Origin of the sequence: Rhodococcus yananensis (assembly GCF_020515525.1) — a bacterium.
Taxonomy (GTDB): Bacteria; Actinomycetota; Actinomycetes; order Mycobacteriales; family Mycobacteriaceae; genus Rhodococcus; species Rhodococcus yananensis.
Genome location: NZ_JAIYEP010000024.1, coordinates 40,330 through 54,808, shown reverse-complemented (window position 1 = coordinate 54,808; position 14,479 = coordinate 40,330). Strand labels below are relative to the sequence as shown.

Below are 14,479 nucleotides of genomic sequence, written 5' to 3'. Positions count from 1 at the left end.
CAACTCCCGCAAGATCGAGCAGGCTCTCAAGCCCGGCGACCAGGTGGTGGGTGGGGGCATAATGGGACCTTGGGCCCGGACAGTCGGCGACCGGGAGCACGGAACGAGGAGGCATCCGCGTGGCTGAGAACCTGGCGGCGTACCGGAACGACTTCGCGCGGATCGAGAAGAAGATCGCGGGCGAGTTCGACGCCGGGAAGCGACGACGGGTGCTCGCCGGACTCGTGTTTCTGCTGGCCATCGGGCTGATGCTGCCGCTGACGTCGACGCAGTGGTCGTGGACGGCGCTCGCCGACTGGTTCGGTGGCGACGCCCCCGTGTCCATGCCGCTGCGAATGTTCGTCACGCTCGCGACGGTGTTCGGGGTGATCGTGTCGTCGATCGCGCTGATGCGGCGCAGCTGGCGACTCGCGTCCGCGGCGATGCTCGGCTGCGGCCTCGGTTCGCTGTTCGGGCTGTTCGGCTACTGGTCGCAGGCCGGGATGATCGTCGACGGTCCGCACGCCCCCGGAATCGGGATGGTGCTGGCGTGGGTGTCGATGGTCGCGCTGACCTCGCAGTGGCTACCGGTGGTGCTCAGCAGGTCCCCCACCGACACGCACGAACGACCCCCGCTGATCCGGTCGGGACTCTACGACGCCTCGACGCGCCGCAGCAGATAGACGTCCATCACCCACCCGCGCGCGTTCTTCGCCCGCGACCGCGCCTTTTCGATCTCGGGGAGCACCTCGGCGAGCCGGCCGGCGACGAGCTGCTCGTCGCCCGTGCCGAGATTCGCACCCCACCAGATGTCCCAGTCGCCCGTCAGTTCGCGACAGGTCAGCTTCCCGTCGAGCATCACGACGAGATCGTCGTGTCCGGCCGCCGCGTCGTCGAGCAACCGACGCCCCGTGGTGACGGTGACCGATCCGCCGATCCTGTTGAGCACCAGCCGGTGCCGGGCCGCGAGCATCTGAACACTGCTCACCCCCGGGATCACGTCGTGGTCGACGTGCAGGACACCGCGCGCCCGGATGTCCTCGACGACGCGGATCGTGCTGTCGTACAGGCTCGGATCCCCCCAGACGAGGAACCCGACGGATTCGCCGTCGCGGATCTCGGTGCGCAACACCGACTCGTACTTCTCGGCCCGCGCCGCGTGCCAGTCCTGCACAGCCATCGTGTACGACGCCGGGTCCCGGTCACGCGGCGGGTCGGGGACGACGACCACCCGGTGCCGGCCGGGTGCGTGGCGTTCCAGGATTTCCTCGCGCAGGGCGACGAGGTCGTCGACGCCGCGATTCTTGTCGGCGACGACGATGACGTCGACGCTGTCGAGTGCCCGCACCGCCGCGACGGTGAGATCGTCCGGCCCACCGGGGCCGATACCGATGAGCCGGATCCTCACGCGCGGTCCTCGAGATCGCCTTCGACGTCGAGGTAGGCCTGCTGCAGTGCCTGCATCGTCTGCGGGTCGGGTTCGGCCCACAGGCCGCGGTCGGCGGCCTCGGTGAGGCGTTCGACGATGCCGCGCAGCGCCCACGGGTTGGCCTCGCGCAGGAACTGTTGGTTCTCCGGGTCGAGGGCGTAGTTCTGCGCGAGGGACTCGTACATCCAGTCCTGCACGACACCGGCGGTCGCGTCGTACCCGAACAGGTAGTCGACGGTTGCGGCGAGCTCGAACGCGCCCTTGTAGCCGTGCCGGCGCATCGATGCGATCCAGCGCGGGTTGACGACACGCGCCCGGAACACGCGGGCGGTTTCCTCGCCGAGCGAGCGGGTGCGCACGGCGTCGGGCGTCGTCGAATCCCCGATGTACGCCTTCGGGTCGGTGCCGGTCAGTGCGCGCACGGTCGCGACCATACCTCCGTGGTACTGGAAGTAGTCGTCGGAGTCGGCGATGTCGTGTTCGCGGGTGTCGGTGTTCTTCGCGGCCACCGCGATCCGCCGGTAGTTGGCGCGCATGTCGTCGGCGGCGGCCACACCGTGCACGCCGCGACCGTACGCGAACCCGCCCCACGCCGTGTACACCTCGGCGAGGTCGGCGTCGGTGCGCCAGTTGCCGGAGTCGATGAGTTGCAGGATGCCCGCGCCGTAGGAACCCGGTTTCGATCCGAAGATGCGGCGCACCGCGCGGTCGGCGTCGCCGTGCTCGGCTTCGTCGCGCCGCGCGTGGGCCCGCACGTAGTTCTGCTCGTCCGGTTCGTCGAGCGCGGCGACCATCCGGATGGCGTCGTCGAGCATGCCGATGACGTGGGGGAACGCGTCGCGGAAGAACCCGGAGATGCGGACGGTGACGTCGATGCGGGGCCGGCCGAGGTCGGCGAGCGGCACCACGGTCAGTTCCTTGACGCGCCGGGATTCGGCGTCCCATTCGGGGCGGACACCGATGAGGGCGAGGACCTCGGCGATGTCGTCACCGGCGGTGCGCATCGCGGAGGTACCCCACACCGACAGTCCCACCGACGTCGGGTATTCGCCGGTGTCGGCCAGATACCGTTCGATCAGGTTGTCGGCGAGGGCGACACCGGTGTCGTAGGCCAGGCGGCTCGGTACCGCCTTCGGGTCGACGGTGTAGAAGTTGCGACCGGTGGGCAGGACGTTGACGAGGCCGCGCAGCGGCGATCCGGACGGCCCGGCCGGGATGTACCCGCCGTCGAGGGCGTGCAGCACGGCGTCGAGTTCGTCGGTGGTCTGCGCGAGCCGCGGAACGACCTGTTCGGCGGCGAACGCGAGAACCTTCGCGACCTCCGCGTCGGAACGCCCGAGGACGGATTCGACGGTGGCCGCGGCCGAGTCGATCGTCCAGCCGCCGTCCTCCATGGCCTGCACCAGGGCACGGGCCTGCGTTTCGACGGCGTCGATCTCGCCGAGCGGGGCGTCGGGCTTCAATCCGAGTGCGCTGCGCAGCCCGGGCACGGCGTGCGACTTGCCGCCCCACACCTGCGCCGCACGCAGGATCGACAGCACCAGGTTCACCCGGGCCTCACCGTCGGGTGCACCGCCGAGCACGTGCAGGCCGTCGCGGATCTGCGCGTCCTTGACCTCGCACAACCAGCCGTCGACGTGCAGCAGGAAGTCGTCGAATTCGGCGTCGTGCGGCCGGTCGTCGAGCCCGAGGTCGTGGTCGAGTTTCGCGGCCTGGATCAGCGTCCAGATCTGGGCGCGGATCGCGGGCAGTTTCGCCGGGTCCATCGCCGCGATGTTCGAGTACTCGTCGAGGAGTTGTTCGAGCCGGGCGATGTCGCCGTACGATTCGGCGCGCGCCATCGGCGGGATCAGGTGGTCGACGATGGTGGCGTGTGCACGGCGTTTGGCCTGCGCACCCTCACCGGGGTCGTTGACGAGGAACGGGTAGATCAGCGGCAGGTTGCCGATGGCGGCGTCGGTGGCGCACGACGCGGACAGTCCGGCGTTCTTGCCGGGCAACCATTCCATCGAGCCGTGTTTGCCGAGGTGCACGACGGCGTCGGCCCCGAATCCGTGTTCCACCCACCGGTAGGCGGCGAGGTAGTGGTGCGAGGGCGCCATGTCGGGATCGTGGTAGATCGCGACCGGGTTCTCGCCGAAGCCGCGCGGCGGCTGGATCATCAGCACGACGTTGCCGGCCTGCAGGGTTGCGAGGACGATCGCGTCCGCGTCGACGAACAACGAACCGGGTGCCTCACCCCACGCCTGCGTCATCGCGTCGGCGAGTTCGGTGGGCAGGTCCGCGGTCCAGGTGCGGTACTGATCGGCGGTCACCCGCACCGGATTGCCGGCCAACTGGTCGGCGGTGAGCCATTCCTCGTCCTGGCCACCGGCGTCGATCAGCGCGTGGATCAGGGTGTTCCCGGCGTCGGTGTCGTCGTCGACGTCCATGCCGGGGAAGCCGTCCCCGAGGTCGTAGCCGGCGTCGCGCAGCGCCCGCAGCAGCCGGATCGCCGACACCGGGGTGTCGAGTCCGACGGCGTTGCCGACGCGGGAGTGCTTGGTCGGGTACGCCGACAGCATGATCGCGACGCGCCGCTGCGCCGGCGGGGTGTGCCGTAGCTTCGCGTGGGCGACGGCGATCCCCGCGACGCGACGGCAGCGTTCGGGATCGGTGACGTAGCGGGGCAGACCGTCGGCGTCGAGTTCCTTGAACGAGAACGGGACGGTGATGATGCGCCCGTCGAATTCGGGCACGGCGATCTGCGTGGCCGAATCCATCGGGGACACACCGTCGTCGGAGTCGGCCCAGCTGTCGCGGCTCCACGTCAGGCACAGCGCCTGCAGGATCGGGATGTCGAGGGCGGCGAGGGCACCGACGTCCCACGACTCGTCCTCACCGCCCGCACCGACCGCGGCGGGGGTGGTGCCACCCGCGGCGAGGACGGTCACGACGAGCGCGTCGAGGGTGCCCAGTTCGGCGAGCAGATCGTCGGGGGCACCGCGCAGCGATGCGCAGTGGATCACGGTGGCCCGCGCGGTGCCGGTCGCGTCGATCGCGTCGGCGAGATCGTCGACGAACTGCACGTTTCCGCTGGTGTGGTGCGCGCGGTAGAAGAGCACACCGACCCGCGGCAGGTTCTCGTCCGCGGGGGCCGGTCGGTCGAGCACACCCCATTCGGGCAGTTCGACGGGCGGTTCGAATCCCTCACCGCCGAGCAGCACGGTGTCGGACAGGAACGCGTGCAGTTGCGCGAGGTTGTCGGGGCCGCCGTGCGCGAGATAGCGGTGGGCCTCGGCGGCGGTGCCGATGGGCACCGTCGAATGGCTCATCAGTTCGGCGTCCGGGGTGCGTTCACCGCCGAGGACGACGACGGGCACGCCGCGGGCGAGCACCGCGTCGAGGCCGTCCTGCCAGGTGCGGGCGGAGCCGAGGATCCGGACGATCACCAGGTCGGCGCCGTCGATCAGGGCGGGGAGTTCGCCGGTCACGTCGAGCCGGGCCGGGTTGCCGACGGCGTAGTCGACGCCGCTCGCGCGGGCCGACAGCAGGTCGGTGTCGGACGTCGACAGCAGAGCGAGGCGCGTCACGACGCACCGCAAAACCAAAGGCACACGGCCATGTTCAGTCTCCAAAACCCTCGTGGACTACACATGCCGTGGCCGGTCTCCTGGCTGACGGATCACCGCTGCCGCACCGACCTTCCCGGACATGCGTCCAGTGGTCTCCGTTCCGGCGGACCGGAACGGACGAGGGTGAGCAACTACCCGCTCACAGTGGCGAGGGCCGCGCCGGTCTTCCACCGGCTTCCCGTACACCACGGCGTCCACAGCCTAACGCACCCGATTTCCGGGATGTGCAACCATGTGGCCCCGTGGAGCACGTCCCGCCAGACCTTCCCCCCGACCGCTGCCCCGGTCTGCTGCGACCGTTCGTCGCGGCCGACGGTGCACTGATCCGGTTGCGCGCACCCGGGGGCCGGCTGCCCGCCGGGGCGCTCGGCGCGCTCTCGGCGGCGGCGCAGCAGTTCGCCGACGGCGACATCCACCTCACCTCCCGCGGAAACCTGCAGCTCAGAGGCATCACACTCGACGAGTGCGGCGCGGTGCCCGACGGGCTGACCCGCACCGTGTCGGACGCGGGTTTCCTGCCGTCCGCGACCCACGAACGGGTGCGCAACATCGTGGCGTCACCGCTGTCCGGTCTCGTCGGCGGCCTCGCCGACGTACGCGCGCTTCCCGGCGAGCTCGACGTAGCGCTGTGCGCACGGCCCGAGCTCGCCGACCTGCCCGGCCGGTTCCTGTTCGGATTCGACGACGGTCGCGGCGACGTCGCCGCCCTGCGCTGCGATCTGGGGGCGGTCGCGGTGGACGAGAACACCGCGCGGGTGACCGTGGGCCCACGGGCCGGTCCGACCGTGCCGTTGACCGAGGTCGTCGAGGAGTTGATCGCCTGCGCGGTGCGGTTCACCCGCGTCCGCGGCACGCTGTGGCACGTGCGGCAACTGCCCGGCCGCGGCGCGGAGCTCGGCGGCACCGGAACCGCACCCCCGATTCGGGCCACCGAGATGGAGTACGGCGACCTCGGCGGTGCGGTGTCGGCGCTGGTGCCGCTCGGAATCCTCACCCCGGCGATGGTCTCCGTGCTGCCCGGCGACGTGATCGTCACACCGTGGCGTTCGCTGGTGCTACCCGCCGGCACCGACACCGGCGCACTGCACGACGCCGGATTCGTCCTGACCGGCGATTCGGCGTGGCCCCGGGTGACGGCGTGCACCGGCGCGCCCGGGTGTAACCTCGCCCGGGGTGACACGCGGTCGCTGGCCCGCCGCACCGTCGCCGCCGGTGCACCGCACACGCGCGTGCACATCGTCGGTTGCGAACGTGCTTGCGGCGCACCGAATTCCCCGCACAGTCTCGTTCTCGCCGACGGCTCGACGCACACAGGAGTTCCACAGTGACACCCACTCCCCCGCCCCGCCGCTACGAGTACGAGACCGACGGCGACGAAATCTATGTGCGCTCGTTCGCGACGATCCGCGCCGAATCCGATCTCACGTCCGTCCCCGCCGACGCCGAGAAGATCGCGGTGCGCATGATCCATGCCTCCGGCCAGACCGACCTCGCCCGCGACCTCGCGATCCACCCCGGCCTGGTGAGCGCGGCCCGGACCGCACTCGAGGCCGGCGCCCCGATCCTCGCGGACGCGAACATGGTCGCCGCGGGGGTGACGCGCAGGAGACTGCCCGCCGACAACGACGTGCTCTGCCTGCTGGGCGATCCCCGCGTCCCCGAACTCGCGCGGCAGTGGGGAACGACCCGGTCGGCGGCGGCGGTGTCACTGTGGGAGGACCGCCTCGACGGCGCGGTCGTCGCGGTCGGCAACGCCCCGACCGCCCTGTTCCATCTGCTCGAGATGCTCGATGCCGGCGCGCCCCGGCCCGCCGCGATCGTCGGGGTCCCGGTCGGGTTCATCGGGGCGGCAGAATCCAAGGAGGCGCTGATCGCGCACCGACTGCAGATTCCGTATCTGGCGGTGCGGGGTCGACGCGGCGGATCGGCGATGGCGTCGTCCGCGCTCAACGCACTGGCACAGGAGCGGGAATGACCACCGGACGGCTCTACGGCGTGGGTCTGGGACCCGGCGACCCCGAACTGATCACCCGCAAGGCCGCCCGCCTCATCGGCGAGGCCGACGTGATCGCCTACCACTCCGGCACCCACGGGAGGTCCATCGCGCGGGGCATCGCCGCCGACCTCATCCCCGCCGGTGTGCTCGAGGAACCCCTGGTGTACCCGGTGACGACGGGCAGCACCGACCACCCCGGCGGCTACGACGGCGCGATCGCCGACTTCTACGACGACTGCGCGAACCGCCTGGCCGCACACCTCGACGCGGGCCGCACCGTGGTGGTGCTGTGCGAGGGGGACCCGCTGTTCTACGGCTCGTACATGTACGTGCACGACCGGCTCGCCCCCGCCTACCCGGCCGAGGTCGTACCCGGCGTGACGTCCTTCTCCGCGGCGGCGGCCGCGACCGCCGAGCCGCTGGTGCGACGCACCGACGTCCTCACCGTTCTGCCCGGAACCCTGCCCGAACCCGAGTTGGCGCGGCGCCTCGCCGACACGGACGGCGCCGTGATCATGAAACTGGGCCGGACGTTCGACGCCGTCCGCGGCGCGCTCGCACAGTCCGGCCGGCTCGACGATGCGCTGTACGTGGAACGGGCGTCCATGGACGCGCAGCGGGTGGTACCGGCCGCCGACGTGGATCCGTCCACCGTGCCGTACTTCTCGGTGGTCCTCGCCCCCGGCGACCGGGCACCGCGCAACCGGCACGTCGCCGACCGGTCGCGGCCCGGCACCACATCGACCACCGAACCCGTTGCGGCACAGGAACTTCTCGTCGTCGGCCTCGGACCGGCCGACGAGAAGTGGATCACCCCCGAGGTCTCGGAAGCACTCGCCGGCGTCGACCACGTGGTCGGCTACGGCCCGTACGTCGATCGGGTTCCGGTCCGGCCGGGGCTGCACCGGCACTCGACGGGCAACACCGTCGAGATCGACCGCGCCCGTTTCGCGCTGGATCTCGCGCTCGCCGGGGAGACGGTCGCCGTCGTCTCCGGTGGCGACGCCGGGGTGTTCGGGATGGCATCGGCCGTGTTCGAAGCCGCGGGCGACGAGAAGTACGCGACGGTTCCCATCCGGGTGTTGCCCGGGGTGTCGGCGGTGCAGGCCGTCGCCGCCCGGGCCGGCGCACCGGTGGGCGGGGACTTCGCGGTGATGAGCCTGTCGGATCGGCTCAAGCCGTGGGACGTCATCGAACGCCGGCTCACCGCGGTCGCGGAGGCCGACCTGGTGCTCGCGGTCTACAACCCGGCGTCCCGGTCGCGGACCACGCAGGTCGCCGACGCGAAGGCCGTTCTGCTCCGGCATCGCCGCCCGGACACCGTGGTAGTGATCGGACGGGACGTCGGACGACCCGCCGAATCCCTCGAGGTGACCACCCTCGAGAAACTGGATCCGGCGAGCATCGACATGAAATGCCTGCTCATCGTCGGAGCCGAGGGCACCTCGGTGACCGCGAGCGGGCAGGTGTGGACGCGACGTTCGGTCGGGTAGCCGCGTACTGTGGACGCGTGACCGAGCACGCATCCCCCGATCAGCCCCTGCAACTCGACGGCGCCTACGCCGTCGCCACCGACAGTCGCGACCAGCTGCGCGATCTGGCGGTGCGAGCGCTGGCCGATCTGCTCTCCGACTCCCCCGACGTCGACGACGACGGCGACATCGCGATCCCCGTACACGGATTCGGCGTGTACGTCGGTGTCGCGGAGGACGGGCCTCAGCTGCACGTGTGGACGTCGGTGCTCGACGAGGTCACGGAGAGCCCGGAGTCGACGACCGCGCTGCTCGAACTCGGCGAGAGCTGGCCGCGTCTGCGGTTCGTCCTCGACCGCGGACACCTGCTCGTGTCGACCCTGCTCGACGCCGACCCCTTCGCGCCGCAGCACCTGATCAACCTCGTCGAGGAGATCCACGCCCTCACCCACGAACTCGACGACGACTTCGCGGCGCGCTTCGGTGGCGTTCTCGACTGCGACGCCGACGACGTCACCTATTCCGGTCCGTGCGGCGACGCCGGGACCGACGGGTGCGGATGCGACGACTGCGGATGCGGAGACGACACGCTCGGCGCGACCATTCCCGTCGGCGATCCGTCCGCCCAGGGTTCAGCGGCGCAGTGAACACCGAGGACCAGTTCGGGCGGATCGTTCCGCCCGGACGACTCTGGGATGCCCCCACCTGGCTGATCTCACTGCTCGCCGCGGACTCGCACCGCCTGGTCGTCGGTGAGATCGGCACGGCCGAGCGGGCCGACTACTCCGTGCTGGCCGGGCTCGCCGAGCTCGGCCCGATCAGCCAGTCGGCGCTCGGACGCCGACTCGCGATGGACCGCAGCGACGTCTCCGGGGTCCTCGACCGGCTCGAGGCCGACGGTCTCGTGGCCCGCTCCCCCGACCCGGCGCACGGCAGCCGCAAACTCTCCCAGCTGACCGAGGAGGGGCGGGCACGACTCGACCGGCTCGACGCAGGTGTGCGCGCCGCGCAGCACTCGCTCGTCGGTGCGCTCGGCCCCGACGAGTCGGCTCGGCTGCTCGACCTGCTGCAACGGCTCGTCGAGCACCATCGAGGTCTGCGCCGCTGACGTCTTCACCCGTCCCGGTGCCGCTCCCGAGCCGGGTCGTACAGGTGCGAACACGCCACATCGTTGCGTTCCCGCACGGCCAACGCCCGCCCGACGAGGATCACCGCGGTGTGCCGGAGCCCCGCCCCCTCGACACGATCGGCGATGTCGGCGAGAGTCCCGCACAGCACCAACTGGTTCGGGCGTGACGCGAACGCCACGACCGCGACCGGACAGTCGGCACCGTACTCGCCGGCGAGCTCCTCGGCGAGCACACGGATACGGGTGATCGCCAGGTGCAGAACGAGACTCGCCTGCAACCCGGCTACCCGCACGAGCGCCTCCGTGTCGGGCATCGCCGTCGACCGGGCCTGCGTGCGTGTGAGCACCACGGTCTGGACGAGTTCGGGCACGGTCAACTCCGCGCCGAGCGTCGCCGCCGCCGCCGCATACGCGGGCACACCGGGGGTGACGTCCCACGGGATCCCGACGGCGTCGAGCCGACGGGTCTGCTCGGTGAGCGCCGAGTACAGCGACGGGTCACCCGAACACAACCGCACCGCGTCGAGCCCCCGCCGGTGCGCGTCCACCAGGTGCTCGGTGATCGCGTCGAGATCGAGATGCCGGGTGTCGACGAGCTCGGCGTCGTCGCGGCAGTGCGCGAGGATCTCGGCATCGAGGTAGGTACCCGCGTACAGCACGACCGGGGCGCCCCGGAGCAGGTTCGCCGCGCGCAGCGTCAACAGATCCGCCGCACCCGGCCCCGATCCCACGAAATGGACTGTCATTTCTCGCCTTTCACGACGACCCACTGCACCACCGGGCGAATCGACTGCCACCCGGTGAACGTTCCGATCGGTGCGGCCTGCTCCACCGAGATCCGGCCGAGTTCCCCGCCGTGCTCGGTGAACCACCGGACGAGCACCGCCTCGGTCTCGAGCGTCACCGCGTGCACGACGAGTCGGCCACCGGGGCGCAGAGACGCCCAGCACGATTCGAGAACACCGGCACGACTCCCGCCACCACCGACGAAGATCGCATCCGGGACGTCGAGGCCGGTCAACGCTTCCGGGGCACCACCGCGCACCACACGCACCGTCGGAACCCCGAGTGCCGCCGCGTTGCGCTCGATCCGGTCGGCGCGGACGGGATCCTTCTCGATCGCGATCGCGCGGCACCGCGGATCGGTCCGTGCCCATTCGATCCCGACGGATCCGGCCCCCGCACCGACGTCCCACAGCAACTCGCCGGGGCGCGGCGCCAACGCGCACACCGCCGCGACACGGATCGGGCGTTTGCTGATCTGACCGTCGTGGTCGAACACGTCGTCGGGTAGCCCCGGAACCGTGGAATATCCTGCGGATCCGGCACATTCGATACACAGCAGGCTCAGGTCGGGGCCCGTCGCATCGACCAGTTCGCGGGCGGACGAGTCGCGACGGGTCTCGTCGCCGCCGAGATCACCGAGGATCGCCACCCGCGACTCGGCGAAACCCTCGTCGACGAGCATCCGGGCGATCGGGGCGACGCTCGCCCCGGTGGAGGTGAGCACGATCAGTTTCCGCCCGCGGGTGAGGTACCGCCGCAACGCGGCGTGGTCGCGACCGACGAGGGTGACGGTGTCGCACTCCTCGTCGGACCACCCCATCCGCGCCCGCGCCAACGCCACCGACGACACGGCGGGGATGACCTCGACGGCAGCGGCGCCGAGCCGGCGGATCAACGTGGTGCCGATCCCGGAGACGAGCGGATCACCGGACGCGAGTGCCACCACCGTGCCGGTGTGGCGCGCGAGCAGTTCGTCCAGCCCGGTGAGCAGCGGCGACGGCCAGGGTTCGCGGACCGCGTCGGTGGGCGGCACCAGGGCGAGGTGACGGGAGCCCCCGAGCAGCACGTCGGCGGCGAGCACCCGGTCGCGGACGGCCGCCGGCACGCCGGCCCAGCCGTCTGCGCCGATCCCGACGACGGTGATGCGTGGTCCCATGGCGTTGAACCCTAGCGTGCGGGCAGAACGTGATGCTCCGGCCTGCGGGCGTGCCACCCCGGCGTGTGGGCGGCGGGTCCCGCCGAGACCGGTGCGGATAGACTCGGCGGCGGCAACACTCCTCGAAGGTGCCCCTCACGGGGATGATCGGGAAGCCGGTGCGAATCCGGCACAGGCCCGCTGCGGTGACCCGGGAGTCGCCGACGATGCGCGCGAGCGCAACCACTGGACCGTCCGGTCCGGGAAGGTCGTCGCGCGACGCTCGACCGGGAAGTCCGAAGACCGGCCCTCGAGCGGTTGCCGACTGTGTACGTCCCAGCGGGAGCCTGTGGAGGTCTGGAAGTGGTCGTGTTTCCGTTCAGCGCCGTCGTCGGCTCCGACGACCTGGCGCTGGCGTTGACGTTGTGTGCGGTGTCGCCCTCGATCGGCGGGGTGCTGGTGCGCGGCGAGAAGGGCACCGCGAAATCGACGATGGTGCGCGCCCAGGCGGCGCTGTTGCCGCAGGTCGATGAGGTCGAAGGGTGCCGGTTCGCGTGCGATCCCACCTCCCCCGACCCTCGATGCCCCGACGGTCCGCACCCCGCCGACGCGCAATCGCACGTGCGTGCGGCGCGTCTCGTGGAGTTGCCGGTCGGGGCGAGTGAGGACCGGGTGACCGGGTCCCTGCACCTCGGCAAGGCCCTGTCGGCCCGCACCGCCGAATACGAGCCGGGGCTTCTCGCGCTCGCGCATCGCGGTGTGCTGTACGTCGACGAGGTCAATCTGCTGCACGACCATCTCGTCGACCTGCTTCTCGACGCGGCCGCGATGGGCCGTTCCACCGTCGAACGGGACGGGGTGTCGGTGAGCCACGCGGCGCAGTTCGTGCTGGTGGGGACGATGAACCCCGAGGAGGGTGAGTTGCGCCCGCAGTTGCTCGACCGGTTCGGCCTGGCCGTGGACGTCGCTGCACCCCGCGACCCGCAGGTGCGCGTCGAGATCGTGCGGCGGCGCCTCGCCTTCGATGCCGATCCCGAGGGTTTCGCCGCGCGGTGGGCCGATGCCGAGGATGCGCTGTCGCAGCGCATCGCGCTCGCTCGTCGGCGGGTGGCGTCGGTGACGCTCGGCGACGATGCGCTGCTCGCGATCGCCGAGGTGTGCGCGGCGTTCGACGTCGACGGGATGCGCGCCGATCTGGTGACCGCGAAGACCGCGGTCGCACACGCGGCATGGGAGGGGCGTGACGAGGTGACCCGGGAGGACGTCGCGGTCGCGGCGAAACTGGCGTTGCCGCACCGGCGTCGGCGCAATCCGTTCGACAGCCACGACAACGACGACGATCTGCTCGACGAGTTGCTGAGCCCACCGCCGACCGACGAACCCGACCCGGATGACGATCCGGACGGCGACGGGGGAGGCTCCCCCGATCCGTCCGACGGCGCCGAGCCGCCGCGCGGCGGGCGGAACCCCGGCGATGCTGCCGGGAGCGGAACCACTGTGGATGCACCCGCCGAGCCGTTCCGCGCGAAGCTGTTCGCCGTCGACCGTACCGGTCGCGGTGTGGCCGGCAGACGGTCGAAGGCCACCACCACGATCGGGCGCACCGTCGGGGATCGCGCCGATCGCGGTGACGGGAGCGAGGGCGGCCCCATCCACCTGCCCGCGACGATCCGCGCCACCGCCCTCCAGCGGTGCGCGTTTGTGGTAGCTGGAGCTACCACAAACGCGCACGGGTGGGAGGTGCGGCGGAAGGTGATCGAAGGACGCGAGGCGAATCTCGTGCTGCTGTGCGTCGACGCGTCCGGGTCGATGGCCGCGAAGAAACGCATGACCCAGGTCAAGACGGCGATCCTGTCGCTGCTGCTCGACGCGTACCGTCGCCGCGACACCGTCGGGCTCGTCACGTTCCGCGGCGACAACGCGACTCTCGTTCTGCCGCCGACGAATTCGGTCGATCTTGCCGCCACTCGACTCCGGCAACTCCCCGCCGGCGGACGCACTCCCCTCGCCGAGGGTCTGGTCGAGGCCGCCGAAGTCCTCGAACGCCACCGGCGGCGCGAGCCGGACCGGCGGGCGCTGCTCGTCGTCGTCACCGACGGTCGCGCCACCTCCGGTGACGACGCGGTGGCCCGGTCGCTCACGGCAGCCGACCGGATCGCCGCCTCCGGTGTCGCGTCGGTGGTGGTCGATTCGGAGACCGGCAGGTTCCGGATGGGGCTGGCCGCGCGGCTCGCCGACCGGCTCGGCGCCGAACACGTGGAAGTGGGTGAGGTCGACGCCGACGCCCTCACCGGAATCGTCCGAAGGAGAGCAGCCTGATGCCGAAGGGACAACCCGCTGTGGTGCCGAACGACGGGCTGACCACCCGCCAGCGTCGCAATCGCCCGCTGCTGATGGTCAACACCGGCGACGGCAAGGGCAAGTCGACGGCAGCGTTCGGTCTCGCGCTCCGCGGCTGGAACCAGGGCTGGTCGGTCGCGGTGTTCCAGTTCGTGAAGTCCGCGAAGTGGCGTCTCGGTGAGCAGACCGCGTTCGAGACCCTCGGCGCGTTGCACGACGAGCGCGGCGACGGCGGGCCGATCGAATGGCACAAGATGGGTTCGGGCTGGTCGTGGTCCCGCAAGGAGGGAAGCGACGAGGACCATGCCGCGGACGCGCTCGCCGGGTGGCGTGAGATCCAGCGCCGACTCGCCGCCGAACAGCACGGCCTGTACGTGCTGGACGAGTTCACGTATCCGATCCGATGGGGGTGGGTCGACATCGACGAGGTCGTCGACACCCTCGTGTCCCGTCCCGGGCACCAGCACGTGATGATCACCGGCCGACGCGCGCACCCGAAGCTCATCGAGGTGGCCGACCTGGTGACCGAGATGACGAAGGTCAAGCATCCGATGGATGCGGGGCAGAAGGGCCAGAAGGGCATCGAATGGTAGTGAGCG

General features: G+C 71.0%; 12 protein-coding genes and 2 riboswitches. Of the genes, 8 read left to right on the top strand and 4 right to left on the bottom strand.

Annotated features, from left to right (window positions below; translation table 11 throughout):
• Nucleotides 1-119 precede the first annotated feature (119 nt).
• On the top strand, nucleotides 120-662 hold the full coding sequence (locus LDQ05_RS08360; protein WP_226436435.1) for an Rv2732c family membrane protein: 543 nt from the start codon (nucleotides 120-122) through the stop codon (nucleotides 660-662).
• Here the strand turns inward: LDQ05_RS08360 and cobF are convergent.
• Nucleotides 632-1,387, bottom strand: a complete 756-nt coding sequence (gene cobF / locus LDQ05_RS08355; RefSeq protein WP_226436434.1) for a precorrin-6A synthase (deacetylating) — start codon at nucleotides 1,385-1,387, stop codon at nucleotides 632-634. The two genes, LDQ05_RS08360 and cobF, sit on opposite strands and share 31 nt — an antisense overlap.
• Nucleotides 1,384-4,980 (bottom strand): cobaltochelatase subunit CobN, encoded by a 3,597-nt coding sequence (cobN, locus tag LDQ05_RS08350; protein WP_226436433.1) that lies wholly within the window; start codon nucleotides 4,978-4,980, stop codon nucleotides 1,384-1,386. Before cobN ends, cobF begins: the two co-directional genes overlap by 4 nt.
• A 53-nt stretch (nucleotides 4,981-5,033) precedes the next feature.
• Nucleotides 5,034-5,227: riboswitch (cobalamin riboswitch) on the bottom strand.
• Nucleotides 5,228-5,264: 37 nt separating this feature from the next.
• Here cobN and LDQ05_RS08345 point away from each other — a divergent pair.
• Genes LDQ05_RS08345 through LDQ05_RS08325 form a run of 5 tightly spaced genes read left to right on the top strand, consistent with a single transcriptional unit; the run spans nucleotide 5,265 to nucleotide 9,598 of the window.
• A complete protein-coding gene (locus LDQ05_RS08345; RefSeq protein ID WP_226436432.1) occupies nucleotides 5,265-6,350 on the top strand; it encodes a ferredoxin-like domain-containing protein in 1,086 nt (361 codons plus the stop codon).
• Complete coding sequence (locus LDQ05_RS08340; protein ID WP_226436431.1) at nucleotides 6,347-6,997, top strand: precorrin-8X methylmutase; 651 nt, start codon at nucleotides 6,347-6,349, stop codon at nucleotides 6,995-6,997. The genes LDQ05_RS08345 and LDQ05_RS08340 overlap by 4 nt, the downstream gene beginning before the upstream one ends.
• Nucleotides 6,994-8,511 (top strand): precorrin-2 C(20)-methyltransferase, encoded by a 1,518-nt coding sequence (locus tag LDQ05_RS08335; protein ID WP_226436430.1) that lies wholly within the window; start codon nucleotides 6,994-6,996, stop codon nucleotides 8,509-8,511. Before LDQ05_RS08340 ends, LDQ05_RS08335 begins: the two co-directional genes overlap by 4 nt.
• Nucleotides 8,512-8,528: 17 nt before the next feature.
• Nucleotides 8,529-9,137, top strand: a complete 609-nt coding sequence (locus LDQ05_RS08330) for a T3SS (YopN, CesT) and YbjN peptide-binding chaperone 1 (protein ID WP_226436429.1) — start codon at nucleotides 8,529-8,531, stop codon at nucleotides 9,135-9,137.
• Nucleotides 9,134-9,598 carry a MarR family winged helix-turn-helix transcriptional regulator gene (locus tag LDQ05_RS08325; RefSeq protein ID WP_226436428.1) on the top strand — a complete coding sequence of 155 codons (465 nt, stop codon included), beginning with the start codon at nucleotides 9,134-9,136 and terminating at the stop codon, nucleotides 9,596-9,598. Before LDQ05_RS08330 ends, LDQ05_RS08325 begins: the two co-directional genes overlap by 4 nt.
• Nucleotides 9,599-9,603: 5 nt before the next feature.
• Here the strand turns inward: LDQ05_RS08325 and LDQ05_RS08320 are convergent, their stop codons facing one another.
• Both LDQ05_RS08320 and cbiE read right to left on the bottom strand, forming a co-directional pair.
• Complete coding sequence (locus LDQ05_RS08320) at nucleotides 9,604-10,365, bottom strand: cobalt-precorrin-4/precorrin-4 C(11)-methyltransferase (RefSeq protein WP_226436427.1); 762 nt, start codon at nucleotides 10,363-10,365, stop codon at nucleotides 9,604-9,606.
• Entirely contained in the window at nucleotides 10,362-11,561 is a 1,200-nt protein-coding gene (cbiE, locus tag LDQ05_RS08315) for a precorrin-6y C5,15-methyltransferase (decarboxylating) subunit CbiE (RefSeq protein ID WP_226436426.1), read from the bottom strand. The genes LDQ05_RS08320 and cbiE overlap by 4 nt, the downstream gene beginning before the upstream one ends.
• Before the next feature lie 109 nt (nucleotides 11,562-11,670).
• Nucleotides 11,671-11,866: riboswitch (cobalamin riboswitch) on the top strand.
• A gap of 37 nt (nucleotides 11,867-11,903) precedes the next feature.
• Here cbiE and LDQ05_RS08310 point away from each other — a divergent pair.
• Together LDQ05_RS08310 and cobO are read left to right on the top strand one after the other, a co-directional pair.
• A complete protein-coding gene (locus tag LDQ05_RS08310; protein ID WP_226436425.1) occupies nucleotides 11,904-13,859 on the top strand; it encodes a VWA domain-containing protein in 1,956 nt (651 codons plus the stop codon).
• Nucleotides 13,859-14,473 (top strand): cob(I)yrinic acid a,c-diamide adenosyltransferase, encoded by a 615-nt coding sequence (cobO, locus tag LDQ05_RS08305; protein ID WP_226436424.1) that lies wholly within the window; start codon nucleotides 13,859-13,861, stop codon nucleotides 14,471-14,473. The genes LDQ05_RS08310 and cobO overlap by 1 nt, the downstream gene beginning before the upstream one ends.
• Nucleotides 14,474-14,479 lie beyond the last annotated feature (6 nt).